This window comes from Candidatus Rhodoblastus alkanivorans (assembly GCF_022760755.1).
GTDB lineage: Bacteria > Pseudomonadota > Alphaproteobacteria > Rhizobiales > Beijerinckiaceae > Rhodoblastus > Rhodoblastus alkanivorans.
In genome coordinates, this window is sequence record NZ_JAIVFP010000001.1 from 233,788 (window position 1) to 246,546 (window position 12,759).

Annotated in this window: 11 protein-coding genes; 2 read left to right on the forward strand and 9 right to left on the reverse strand. The window is 63.4% G+C overall.

Going from position 1 to position 12,759, the window contains the following annotated elements; genetic code table 11:
- Nucleotides 1-9: 9 nt before the first annotated feature.
- The 6 genes from K2U94_RS01070 to K2U94_RS01095 form a co-directional block, all read right to left on the reverse strand.
- Nucleotides 10-1,509 carry a phosphomannomutase/phosphoglucomutase gene (locus tag K2U94_RS01070; protein ID WP_243065443.1) on the reverse strand — a complete coding sequence of 500 codons (1,500 nt, stop codon included), beginning with the start codon at nt 1,507-1,509 and terminating at the stop codon, nt 10-12.
- A gap of 177 nt (nt 1,510-1,686) precedes the next feature.
- Entirely contained in the window at nt 1,687-3,099 is a 1,413-nt protein-coding gene (locus K2U94_RS01075) for a mannose-1-phosphate guanylyltransferase/mannose-6-phosphate isomerase (RefSeq protein WP_243065444.1), read from the reverse strand.
- Between the two features lie 100 nt (nt 3,100-3,199).
- Nucleotides 3,200-3,631 carry an EamA family transporter gene (locus tag K2U94_RS01080; protein WP_243065445.1) on the reverse strand — a complete coding sequence of 144 codons (432 nt, stop codon included), beginning with the start codon at nt 3,629-3,631 and terminating at the stop codon, nt 3,200-3,202.
- A gap of 8 nt (nt 3,632-3,639) precedes the next feature.
- Complete coding sequence (gene prfA / locus K2U94_RS01085) at nt 3,640-4,725, reverse strand: peptide chain release factor 1 (protein WP_243065446.1); 1,086 nt, start codon at nt 4,723-4,725, stop codon at nt 3,640-3,642.
- A gap of 65 nt (nt 4,726-4,790) precedes the next feature.
- Nucleotides 4,791-7,055: a phosphoenolpyruvate--protein phosphotransferase gene (gene ptsP / locus K2U94_RS01090; protein ID WP_243065447.1), complete on the reverse strand. Its 2,265-nt coding sequence runs from the start codon at nt 7,053-7,055 to the stop codon at nt 4,791-4,793.
- 203 nt (nt 7,056-7,258) lie between these two features.
- Nucleotides 7,259-8,494: an aspartate kinase gene (locus tag K2U94_RS01095; RefSeq protein ID WP_243065448.1), complete on the reverse strand. Its 1,236-nt coding sequence runs from the start codon at nt 8,492-8,494 to the stop codon at nt 7,259-7,261.
- A gap of 158 nt (nt 8,495-8,652) precedes the next feature.
- On the opposite strand from K2U94_RS01095, the gene ubiG reads away from it, so the two are divergent.
- Together ubiG and K2U94_RS01105 are read left to right on the forward strand one after the other, a co-directional pair.
- Complete coding sequence (ubiG, locus tag K2U94_RS01100) at nt 8,653-9,426, forward strand: bifunctional 2-polyprenyl-6-hydroxyphenol methylase/3-demethylubiquinol 3-O-methyltransferase UbiG (RefSeq protein ID WP_243065449.1); 774 nt, start codon at nt 8,653-8,655, stop codon at nt 9,424-9,426.
- A 29-nt stretch (nt 9,427-9,455) separates the two neighbouring features.
- Nucleotides 9,456-9,767, forward strand: a complete 312-nt coding sequence (locus tag K2U94_RS01105; protein ID WP_243065450.1) for a hypothetical protein — start codon at nt 9,456-9,458, stop codon at nt 9,765-9,767.
- Between the two features lie 77 nt (nt 9,768-9,844).
- Here K2U94_RS01105 and K2U94_RS01110 read toward each other — a convergent pair whose 3' ends face one another.
- From K2U94_RS01110 to K2U94_RS01120, 3 genes are all read right to left on the reverse strand, one after another.
- Entirely contained in the window at nt 9,845-10,246 is a 402-nt protein-coding gene (locus K2U94_RS01110) for a F0F1 ATP synthase subunit epsilon (RefSeq protein WP_243065451.1), read from the reverse strand.
- A gap of 92 nt (nt 10,247-10,338) precedes the next feature.
- Entirely contained in the window at nt 10,339-11,781 is a 1,443-nt protein-coding gene (gene atpD, locus K2U94_RS01115; protein WP_243065452.1) for a F0F1 ATP synthase subunit beta, read from the reverse strand.
- A gap of 27 nt (nt 11,782-11,808) precedes the next feature.
- Complete coding sequence (locus tag K2U94_RS01120; RefSeq protein ID WP_243065453.1) at nt 11,809-12,678, reverse strand: F0F1 ATP synthase subunit gamma; 870 nt, start codon at nt 12,676-12,678, stop codon at nt 11,809-11,811.
- Between the last annotated feature and the right edge of the window lie 81 nt (nt 12,679-12,759).

A 12,759-nucleotide genomic window follows, 5' to 3' on the forward strand; every position in this document is an offset into this window, starting at 1 on the left:
GGGCGATCCTCAGATTGTCTGGTTATAGGCGCCGACTTCAGGATTCTCGCGCAAGATGGCGTCCACCGCCTTGAACATGGCGTGGAGATTTTCCTTGGACGCCGGGCTTTCGACCACCACCACCAGCTCCGGCTTGTTGGACGAGGCGCGCACCAGCCCCCAGGTGCCGTCTTCCACCGTTACCCGCACGCCATTGACGGTGACGAGGCTTTGGATGTTCTGGCCAATGATCTTCTCGCCCTGGTCCTGCATCGCCTTGAAACGCGCGACGACCTTTTCGACCACGCCATATTTCACCTCGTCGGCGCAATGCGGCGACATGGTCGGCGAGCCCCAGGTCTTCGGCAGGTCGGCGTAAAGCTCGGCCATGGACCTGCCCGGGTTGCGGTCGAGCATTTCCAGCACATGAACCGCCGTCAGCAAGCCGTCGTCATAACCGCGCCCCACGGGCGCGTTGAAGAAGAAATGGCCGGATTTCTCGAAACCCGCCAGGGCCTTGAGGTCTGTGACCCGCCGTTTGATGTAGGAATGGCCGGTCTTCCAATAATCGGCCTTGACGCCCCGTTCTTTCAGGACGGGATCGCTGGCGAACAGGCCGGTCGATTTGACATCGACCACGAAGGTCGCGCCGGGATGGAGTTTCGACAGGTCGCGCGCCAGCATGACGCCGATCTTGTCGGCGAAAATTTCCTCGCCGTGATTGTCCACCACGCCACAGCGGTCGCCGTCGCCATCGAAGCCGAGGCCAAGGTCGGCGCCGGTCTCGAGCACCTTATCGGCCATGGCGTGCAGCATTTCCAGATCTTCGGGATTGGGATTGTAGCGCGGGAAATTATAGTCCGGCGCGACATCGAGCGGGACGACATCGCAGCCCAGCCGCTCCAGCAGCGCGGGGGCGAAGGCGCCGGCGGTGCCGTTGCCGCAGGCCGCGACCACCTTGAGCTTGCGCGTCAGCTTGGTGTGGCTGGCGAGATCGTCGAGATAGGTCTTGTCGAAATCCTGGACATATTCGTAGGCGCCGCCGGCGCGGGACTGGAACTTGCCGCCCAGCACGATGGCGCGCAGCCGCGCCATTTCGTCCGGGCCGAAAGTCACCGGGCGCTGGGCGCCCATTTTCACCCCGGTCCAGCCATTATCGTTGTGCGAGGCGGTGACCATGGCCACCGCCGGGCAATCGAGCGCGAATTGCGCGAAATAGGCCATGGGCGACAGGGCGAGGCCGATGTCCACGACCTCGACGCCGCCCGCCATCAGGCCGCAGATCAGCGCCTGTTTGATCGAGGCCGAATAGGAGCGGAAATCGTGCCCGGTCGCGAGGCGCGGCTTGACCCCCATTTCGTGGAGCAAGGTCGCGAGGCCGAGGCCAAGCGCCTGCACGCCCATCAGATTGAGCTCCGAGCCGAACAGCCAGCGCGCGTCATATTCGCGGAAGCCGGTCGGCTTCACCAAAGGTAGGCGTTCATATTCGAAAGTGTTCGGCGTGAGGGCGGCGACGGGTTTCGGGAACATAAGGCCTCTCGCTGGATGAAGGCGTCATTGCGAGCCATAGGGCGCGCGACGCGCGTCCGTTCTTTTACGACGCTCGGCGCTTGCGCCGAGCCATGCCGAAGCAGTCCAGTTTGCGCCAGACCGCAGTATGGCTGGCTTCGTCGTCCTGCTCCTGGCAATGACGGGGAAAGGGTGGGTTCAGGCGCGGTGATAGAGGTCCTCGATCCGGACGATGTCGTCCTCGCCGAGATAGGAGCCAGTCTGGACCTCAATCAGTTCGAGGTCGATCTTGCCGGGATTGACGAGGCGATGGACCGAGCCCATCGGCAGATAGATCGATTCGTTCTCGTGAATCATGAGCACTTCATTGTCTCGCGTCACTTCCGCCGCGCCGCGAACCACGATCCAGTGCTCGGCCCGATGATAATGTTTCTGCAACGACAATTTATGGCCGGGCTTGACGACGATCCTTTTGACCTGATGGCGCTCGCCATTGTCGATCGACTGGTAATGGCCCCAGGGACGATAGACGCGGCGATGTTCCTGCGCCTCCTTGAGCTTGCGGCGTTTGAGGTCGTCCACCAGTTGCTTGACCTTGTCGCCGTGCTGCGCCCCGAGCACGAGAACCGCGTCGTCGGTGGTCACCACGATCACGTCGTCGACGCCAAGCACGGTGGTCAGGCAATCGTCCGAGCGGATATGGACATTTTGACCGTCCATGACGACGCCCTGGCCGCGCACCGAATTGCCGCGCTGGTCGCGCTCCGACAATTCCCAAACCGCATGCCAGTTGCCGACGTCCGACCAGCCGATATCGGCGGGAATGACGGCGGCGTGGCGCGTGCGCTCCATGACGGCGTAATCGATCGAAATTTTTGGCGCGCGGCTGAACGCCTCCCTGTCAAGCGCGAGAAATCCAAGATCCCGCTCGGCCCTGGCAAAGGCCTCTTCCGCCGCGGCCGCGATTTCCGGCTGATATTCCTGCAATTCGCTGCGCATGACGTCGGCGCGGAAGAAAAAATTGCCCGAGTTCCATAAATAGCCTTCGGCGATATAACGTTCGGCGGTCTCCAGATCGGGCTTTTCGACAAAGGCCTCGACCTTGGCCACGCCCGCCTCGGGAACCACCAGCGCGCCCGGGCGGATATAGCCATAGCCCGTGGCTGGATGCGTGGGCTTGATCCCGAGCGTGACGACATAGCCCTGGGCCGCCGCCGCGCCAGCCTTGCGGCACAAATCGCGGAACGCCTCGACATTGCGCACGGCATGATCGGCGGCGAAGACCGCGACGATGGCGTCGGTCGCGCGCTGGCTCGCCAGTTCGCAGCCGACCGCCACGGCGGCGGCGGAGTCGCGGCGCTCCGGCTCCAGCACGATGTCGCCGGAAACCCCGATTTCCTTCATCTGCTCCTGAACGAGAAAACGGTAATCGTGATTGGTCACGATCGCCGGCTCGGCGAAAATTTCCCGATCGAGGCGAAGCAAGGTTTCCTGGAAGGTCGATAATTTCCCGAGAAGGGGGATGAACTGTTTCGGCATCGTTTCGCGCGACGCGGGCCAAACCCGCGTGCCTGCCCCGCCGCACATGATCACCGGAATAATTTTGTTCATCAGACCCCCAAGCTCTTGCGCAATCGATTGGCGATGGATGACGCCCGCCAGTATGTCAACGGAATATACCGGCGAGCGAACGCGCCTTCATCAAAATTGTCTAACGAAAGGCCACCAGCAATGCGCCGGTCGCAATGAAGGCGATTCCGAGCCAATTGACCAAGGCGAGCCTTTCGCCGAGGAAAGCCGCGCCAAACAGGGCCACCAGCACGACGCTGAGCTTGTCGATCGGCGCGACCTGGCTCGCTTCGCCGAGCTTTAGAGCGCGGAAATAACAGAGCCATGACGCCCCGGTCGCAAGTCCGGAAAGGACAAGAAAGACCACCGACTTGGGCGAGAGCGTCGCGGGTTGCAGGCGTCCCGTCGCGGCAAGGAGCAGGGTGAGGCTTAAGACGACCACGACAGTCCGCGCCAATGTCGCCAGATCGGAATCCACGCCTTCGACGCCGATTTTGGCGAAAATCGCGGTCAAAGCGGCGAAAATGGCCGCAAGGAGCGCCCAGACGATCCACGATCCCTCGTAAACATTCATGAGCCCTCTCATGCAGCCGCGCCTTCTTCCGTCTCGGCGAGAAGCCGAGCCTGATGGTCGGCGATGAGCGGATCGAGAATTTCGTCCAGCGCCTCGCCTTCCATCACCTTGTCGATCTTATAGAGAGTCAGATTGATACGATGGTCGCTCACCCGCCCCTGCGGGAAATTATAGGTGCGGATGCGCTCGGAGCGGTCGCCGGAGCCAACCTGCTGCTTGCGGTCAGCCGCCCGCGCGTCGGCCAGTTTTTGCCGCTCCATGTCGAACAGGCGCGAGCGCAACACGTCCATGGCCTTGGCCTTGTTGCGGTGTTGCGACCGCTCCTCCTGCATCATGACGACCAATCCCGATGGAATATGGGTGATGCGGATCGCCGATTCCGTCTTGTTGACATGCTGGCCGCCGGCGCCGCCGGCGCGCATGGTGTCGATGCGCAGATCGGCGTCGTTGATGGCGAGATCGACTTCCGCCGCCTCGGGCAGTACGGCGACGGTCGCAGCCGAAGTGTGGATGCGCCCTTGCGTCTCGGTGACGGGCACGCGCTGGACGCGATGGGCTCCACGCTCGAACTTCAGCCGCGCGAATACGCCCTTGCCTCGCACCTGGGCGATGATTTCCTTGAAACCGCCGGCCGTTCCCTCACTCGCCGAGATCAGCTCCATCGTCCAGCCGCGGTGCTCGGCGTAACGCTGATACATGCGGAACAGGTCACCGGCGAAAAGCGCCGCCTCGTCGCCCCCGGTCCCGGCGCGAATTTCGAGGATCGCGCCTTTTTCGTCCGCCGCGTCGCGCGGCAGCAGAGCAAGTTTCAGGTCATGCTCGGCGCCGGCCAGACGGCCTTTCAGCCCAGGCAGTTCTTCCTCGGCCAGCGCGCGCATTTCGGCGTCGGTCTGGGGGTCCGCCGCCAGTTGTTCGAGATCGGCGATTTCATGTTCCAAGTCCCGAAAGGCGCGAATCGCGACGGCGACCGGCTCGAGTTCGGCCAGTTCGCGGGAAAGGGCGGAAAAGGCCGATGAATCGACGCCTTCGGCCAAGCGATGGCCGATTTCTTCATGGCGGCGCAGAATGAGATCGAGTTTTTCGGCGGGAAACATGGCTCTGTCGGACGGCTTAAAGGGCAGCGCGCCTTGCGGCGAGGAATGCGAGAGACGCCGCCGCGCTAAAGCGGAACGCCGCTTCTTTCCGCGAAGGCGTGAAGTTCCTGCCGGATCGAACGGCAGTCGTCGGGCCTGTCGATCATCGGCATGAGGAAGTCGCGCGCCGCGCCGACATCGACCGCCAGAACAGCCGCCCGCACCGGCCCGATCGCCGAGGGCGTCATCGAAAGGTGGCGATAGCCGATCGCCGCCAGAGCGATCGCCTCCAGCGGCTTGCCGCCCATCTCGCCGCAGAGGCTCACCGGCTTGCCGTGGCGATCGCCCGCATCGACGATTGCCTTCAAGGCGCGAAGACTGGGCGGCGACAATGTGTCGAAACGCGACGAAACGCGTTTATTGTCGCGATCCGCGGCGAAAATATATTGCGTGAGGTCATTGGAGCCGACCGAAAGGAAATCGGCGGCGGCGCAAATTTCATCGAGCTGCCACAGCAACGACGGGACTTCGACCATCACGCCCAAATCCAGCGAGACCGGCAATATATAGTTGTGGCGGCGCAAAAATTCGAGTTCGCGCTCGGCAAGCGCCTTGGCCTGCGCAAATTCGCATGTCGTCGCGACCATTGGAAACATGATGCGCATTTCGCGGCCCGCGCCGGCGCGCAACATGGCGCGCAGCTGCATGCGAAGCAAGCCGGGACGATCCAGCCCGATGCGGATGGCCCGCCAGCCCAAAGCCGGATTTTCCTCCTCGACCTTGGCCATATAGGGCAGAACCTTGTCCGAGCCTATGTCCAGGGTGCGGAAGGTCACCGGCCGCCCCTCCGTGGCCTCGATGACCTTGCGGTAAAGGGCATATTGCTCGGAAAGGCGCGGAAAGCTCGGCGCCACCATGAACTGGAGTTCTGTGCGGAACAGGCCGATCGACTTGGCGCCGACCTCGGAAGCGTGCTCGCAGTCGATCAGCAGACCGGCGTTCATATGCAGGCTGATCTCGACACCGTCGCGCGTCACCGTCGGCGTGTCGCGCAGCCTGTGATATTGCTCCTGCCGCCGCGCGCGCAGACGCGCCTTCTCGCCATAGGCCGCCTCGACGTCCGGAGGCGGGCGCAGATGGACCTCGCCCGAGCCGCCGTCGACGATGATCGCGTCGCCCGTCTCGACCAGGTCGGTGATGTTCGGCGCCTCGCCGATCGCCGGCAGGCCAAGGGCGCGGGCGATGATCGCGACATGGCTGGTCGGGCCGCCGTCCTCGAGCACCAGACCCCGGAGATTGGCGCGGTCATATTCGAGCAGGGCCGCCGGCCCCATATTGCGCGCGACCAGTATGGAATTGGGCGGCAGCGCGCCGCCATGGGCCGGTCCCTGGCCAGTCAGCTGTCGGAGCAGGCGGTTGGCGATATCGTCGAGGTCGTGGAGGCGCTCGCGCAGATAGGGGTCGGTCTGGCGCTGCAATTTCGCGCGCGCGTCGTTCTGCACCCGCTCGACCGCCGCCTCGGCGGTCAGGCCCGATTCCAGCGCCTCGCGCAACCGGCGCAGCCAGCCGCGGTCATTGGCGAACATGCGCACGGTCTCCAGAACATCGCGATGTTCGCCGACGCCATAGCGGTCGCCGCGGGCGATCAATTGGTCGATCTGCTCGCGCATGGCCTGGATGGCCTGTTCCAGCCGACGCAATTCCGCCTGCGGGTCCTCGGCGACGAGCTGTTTGACGACGATGCGCGGCTCATGCAGCACGACATGGCCGAGGCCGACCCCTTCACACAAAGGCGCGCCGCAAAGCGCCATCGCCTTTTGCAGGGTGAAGCCCTGGCCGGGCTGGGCGAGCGACTGCAATTCGCCGGAGGCGATCATCTCGGCCAGCAACATGGCCGTCGTCTGCAGCGCCTCGACCTCTTCCTCGGAATAGGTGCGGCGGGCGCGGTTCTGGACGACGAGGACGCCGAGCATGTTGCCGCCGCGCAGAATCGGGACGCCGAGGAAGGATTGATAGATTTCCTCGCCGGTTTCCGGCCGGTAGGAGAAGGCCGGATGGGCCTGGGCGTCCGCGAGCGCCAATGGCTCGGCTTTTTCGGCGATGAGGCCGACGAGACCCTCGCCGGTGGTCATGGTGGTGAGGTGAACCGCCTCGCGATTGAGACCCTCAGTCGCGTAAAGCTCCAGCTTGCCGTCGGAGCGCGCCACATAGACCGAACAGACTTCGGCGACCATATTGGCGGCGATGTGGATGACGATCCGGTCGAGCCGCGCCTGCGCGTTCACCGGCTCCGCCATGACCTCGCGAAGCCGGCGGAGAAGCAGACGGGGGCCGCCCAAAGCGCCGCGCATAATTTTTCCCTGACCGAGCCGGCGCGCGCCGCGCCCGCCCCTGCTGAATTTAACGATTCGCCCGCCGTTCGCCGCTCGCACCCCGGAGATGATGCAAGGAGCAGACCGCGAGCATGGCTGATTCGGCTCCCGGACGAGTCGTCGGCGGCGATAGTGCCGTTGGCGACGAAATTCCGTCAAGCGCCGCAGTCATTTTCACTTTTTCAGGCCTTGTCGAGACCGTAAAGCGAATGAAGCGTGCGAACCGCAAGCTCGGTGTAGGCGGCGTCGATCAGAACCGAAAATTTGATTTCGGAGGTCGTGATCGCGCGAATATTGACCCCCTTCTCGGCAAGCGCGCGGAATGCGTCCGCCGCGACGCCGGCATGGCTGCGCATTCCGACGCCAATCGCCGAGACCTTGACCACATCTGTGGAAGCCTGAAGCGTCGAAAAGCCGATCGCATCCTTCGCTTTTTCGAGAATCGCGCGGGCGCGCTCGAATTCGGCGGTGGGAACGGTGAAGGTGATGTCGGTGGTCTTGGCGTCGTCGGAAACGACCTGAATGATCATGTCGACATTGACATTGGCCTGGGCGAGGGGCTGGAAGATCGCCGCCGCGACGCCCGGCTTGTCCGCCACCTTGCGCAAGGTGATTTGCGCCTCGTCCTTGGAAAAGGCGATTCCGGTGACGACCTGCTCTTCCACAATATCCTCCTCGTTGCAAATCAGCGTGCCGGGCTGCGGATCGGCGGGATCGTCGAAGGATGACCGAACGAAGGTCTTCACTCCGTGAATCATGGCCATTTCGACCGAGCGGACCTGTAGCACCTTGGCCCCCAGAGAGGCCATTTCAAGCATTTCCTCGAACGCGATTCTGTCCAGGCGGCGCGCCTTGGAAACGATGCGGGGGTCGGTCGTATAGACGCCGTCGACATCGGTATAAATGTCGCAGCGATCCGCATGGATCGCCGCCGCGACCGCCACGGCGCTGGTGTCCGAACCGCCGCGCCCGAGGGTCGCCACCCGGCCGGTTGCCGGCTCGACCCCCTGAAAGCCGGCGATCACCGCGACTTCCTTGCGCCCGAAGCCTTCGATCAGCCCGCCGCCGTCGATTCGCGCGATTCGCGCCGCGCCATGGGCGCCATCGGTTTCGATCGGGATCTGCCAGCCCTGCCAAGAGCGCGCCGGCACGCCCATTTGTTGAAGGATAATGGCCAGAAGGCCCGAGGTCACCTGCTCGCCCGAAGCAACGACCGCGTCATATTCGCGGGGGTCGTAATGTTTGTTGGCCTCATTGACCCAGGAGACCAGTTCATTGGTCTTGCCGGACATGGCCGAGACGACGACCGCGACCTCATGACCCTCGTCGATCTCGCGCTTCACATGACGCGCCACATTTCGGATGCGTTCGACATTGGCGACGGAAGTGCCGCCGAATTTCATCACCAGACGCGCCATGTCAACCTGAAATTGCTCTGAAATTTATCGTTCGATCTGGCCTTTTTCGTCGATCTCGCGCGAAAAGGACTGAAAACTCGCGCCGTCGGCGCGGGGCGGCTATACATGACGGCGCGCATGGATTGTGTCAACTTGTTCACCAACGTTTGGAGCGCGGCATGACGGAATTTCATGGCGAGGCGGCCGGCAGCGTCGATCGCGACGAACTGGCGCGATTCGCCAAGCTCGGCGACGCCTGGTGGGATCCGAAGGGGCCGCAACGCGCGCTCCACAAGCTCAACCCGACGCGGGTCCGCTATTTGCGCAATCTTTGCTGCGGACATTTCGCGGATGGGTCCCATCCGCGTCACCGCGGCGCCGACAAACCGCTCAAGGGACTGCGAATCGTGGACCTCGGCTGCGGCGGCGGCTTGCTGTCCGAGTCGCTCGCCGCCCTGGGCGCGACCGTGACGGGCGTCGACCCTTCCGAGGAAAATATCGCCGCCGCCCGCCGCCATGCCGCGTTCAAGGGATTCGAGATCGACTACCGGCCCGCGACGGTTGAAGCGCTCGCAAGCGCGGGCGAAACCTATGACATCGCGCTCGCCATGGAAGTTCTGGAGCATGTCGCGGATGTGAAGGGTTTTCTGGCCTCGGCTGCGGCGCTCGTGCGGCCGGGCGGGCTTTTTGTCGGCGCGACATTGAACCGCACACTGAAGAGCTACGCCCTGGCGATTGTCGGCGCCGAATATGTTCTGCGCTGGGTCGAACCGGGGACGCACGACTGGCGCAAGTTTCTCAGGCCATATGAGATGTCGAAGCCTTTGCAGGACGCAGGGCTCAGGGAAATCGACCGCGCCGGAATCGTCTATCATCCAATTGACGATGAATGGCGCCTCTCGGGCGACACCGACGTGAACTACATGATCGCGATGGAGCGCCCGCCCGGCTGATCAGGGGCAACGACGGGAGAAGCGCGCGAATGAAAATTTCTTTCCTGGCGCCGCTCCTCCTGTCAAGCGCCGCCTTGAGCGGCTGCAGCTCTTATCAGTCCCAACCGGAACCCGCGGCGGTCCTCCTGCCCAGGGGCGCGATCACGCCGCAGCCCTCGCTTCGCATGGCCCTGATGGATTGCGCCATGTACGATCCGTTCCGCGGCGCCTATGTCGACAAACTCTCGACGATGCCGGAACCCGAGCTTTACATTTATATTCGTGGCGGAACCCCGGCCCATGTCGCCTGCATGCGCGCGCTCGGCTGGGAAACTTCGGCCGGTCCTTTCTACAAGCTCTGATCGCGCACACGGCGTCCGGCGCGCAAAAAAGGCGTCTGCCGCCAGGCAGACGCCTTCAAATAGCGCTGACCTGAATTTTACATCGCGATCGCCGATTTCAGCTCATTGAGCTGGTCGAGCTTTTCAGCGGCGAGTTTCAGGGATTCTTCGGTCTTGGCGTCGGCGAGGTCTTCCTCGGCGTCCTTGATTTCCTGCGCCAGTTGCGCGGCGTCGAATTGTTCCAGAGGGGTCGCGTGTTCGGCCAGCAGCGTCAGGGCGCCCGCCGCGACATCAGCAAAACCGCCGCGCACGAAAAGCTTGTTGACCTTGTTGGCCGCTTCCTGGACTTCGACCACGCCCGCCTTGAGGACGGTCATGACCGGCGCGTGATCCTTCATGACCGTGAACTGACCTTCGAGGCCCGGCACGAGCACCGCCTCGACCTCTCCCGAAAACAACAGTTTTTCGGGCGAGACCAGCTCGAAGTGAAAAGTCGCCATGAGTTTCTCCAAACCTGGGCTTGCGCCGCCCGCCCCGAAACTGTGCGGTCAGGGCGTCGGCGGCGAGACGCCGCCGGCCGATGTCCTCTCGATCAGGCCGCCTGGGCGGCCAGCTTCTGCGCCTTCTCGATCGCTTCCTCGATCGAGCCGACCATATAAAAGGCGGCTTCCGGCAGGTGGTCGTACTGACCCTCGACCAGACCCTTGAAACCCTTGATGGTGTCGGCGAGCGCGACGAGCTTGCCCGGCGAGCCGGTGAAAACTTCCGCGACATGGAAGGGCTGCGACAGGAAGCGCTCGATCTTGCGGGCGCGGGCGACGACGAGCTTGTCCTCTTCGGACAGTTCGTCCATGCCGAGAATGGCGATGATGTCCTGCAGCGACTTGTAGCGCTGCAACGTGGACTGCACCTTACGGGCGATGTCGTAATGCTCTTCGCCGACGATCGCCGGCGACAGCATGCGCGAGGTCGAGTCGAGCGGGTCGACCGCCGGATAGATCCCCTTTTCGGCGATGGAGCGCGACAGAACGGTGGTGGCGTCGAGATGGGCGAAGGAGGTCGCCGGCGCCGGGTCGGTCAAGTCGTCCGCCGGGACATAGATCGCCTGCACCGAGGTGATCGAGCCCTTAGTGGTGGTGGTGATGCGCTCCTGCAGCGCGCCCATGTCGGTGGCGAGCGTCGGCTGATAGCCCACCGCGGAAGGAATGCGGCCGAGCAGCGCCGACACTTCCGAGCCCGCCTGGGTGAAGCGGAAGATGTTGTCCACGAAGAACAGCACGTCCTGGCCCTTGTCGCGGAAATGTTCGGCCACCGTCAGGCCGGTCAGCGCGACGCGGGCGCGGGCGCCCGGAGGCTCGTTCATCTGGCCATAGACCAGCGCGCATTTGGAGCCGGCGGTCGAGCCGCCATGTTCCTTCGGGTCCTTGTTGACGCCGCCTTCGATCATTTCATGATAAAGGTCGTTGCCTTCGCGGGTGCGCTCGCCGACGCCGGCGAACACCGAATAACCGCCGTGCGCCTTGGCGATATTGTTGATCAATTCCATGATCAGAACGGTCTTGCCGACGCCCGCGCCGCCGAACAGGCCGATCTTGCCGCCCTTGGCGTAGGGCGCGAGCAGATCGACGACCTTGATCCCGGTTTCGAGGATCTGGGCCTCGGTGGCCTGCTCGGCATAGGACGGGGCCGGCTGGTGAATGGCGCGCAAGCCGTCATTAGGCACCGGGCCGGCTTCATCCACCGGCTCGCCGATGACATTGATGATGCGGCCAAGCGTACCCTCGCCGACCGGAACGCGGATCGGCGCGCCGGTGTCGGTGACTTCCTGGCCGCGAACCAGGCCTTCGGACACATCCATGGCGATGCAGCGCACCGAATTTTCGCCGAGATGCTGAGCGACTTCGAGAACGAGGCGCTGACCGTTATTAATGGTCTCGAGCGCGTTCAGAATTTGCGGCAGGTGACCGTCGAACTTCACGTCAACGACGGCGCCGATGACCTGGGTGACGTGGCCTTGGGAGCGGGCTTCAGCCATTTTTCGTCCTCACAATCTAAATGTCGGTCAGAGCGCTTCGGCGCCCGAGATGATTTCGATCAGTTCCTTGGTGATCATCGCCTGACGCGTCCGGTTATAGATCGTCGTCTGCTTCTTGATCATGTCGCCCGCGTTGCGCGTGGCGTTATCCATGGCGCTCATGCGGGCGCCCTGTTCGGAAGCGGCGTTTTCCAGCAAGGCGCGGAAAACCTGCACCGAAATGTTGCGCGGCAGCAGGGTCTCCAGAATTTCGTCCTGCCCCGGCTCATATTCATAAGCCGCGGTCGCGGTCGCGCCGCCATCCGGAATTTCGGCCGGGATGAGTTGCTGGGCTGTCGGAATCTGCAAGATGACCGAACGGAACTTGGAATAGAACAGGGTGGCGACGTCGAACTCGCCCCCTTCGAACAGGGCGATGATCCTTTTGCCAATCGGATCGGCGTTGCCGAAGCCGATCTGGCGCACCGTACGAAGGTCGATCAGATCGATGATCTGCTTTTCGAACTGGCGACGAAGCTGGTCGAAGCCCTTCTTGCCGATGCAGAGAATCTTGACGGTCTTGCCTTCGGCCTGAAGGGCAAGCGCCTTTTCGCGGGCAAGGCGTACGATCGACGTGTTGAAACCGCCGCACAGCCCGCGCTCGGCGGTCGCGACGACCAGGAGATGGGTTTCGTTCTTGCCATTGCCGGTCAGGAGCGCGGGGCCGGAGCCCGCGACGACGCCCGCCGCGAGATTGGCCAAAACCGTATCCATGCGCTCGGCATAGGGCCGCGCCGCTTCGGCCGCCATCTGGGCGCGACGCAACTTGGCCGCCGCGACCATCTGCATGGCCTTGGTGATTTTCTGCGTCGCCTTGACCGAGGCGATGCGATTGCGAAGGTCCTTCAACGAGGCCATGGTTTGTCCGCTCGACTGCCGCTCTTGCCGTCCATTCCGACCCGAGAAGCGCTCCAGGAGGCGAGCCCGTCGTCGGCTTGA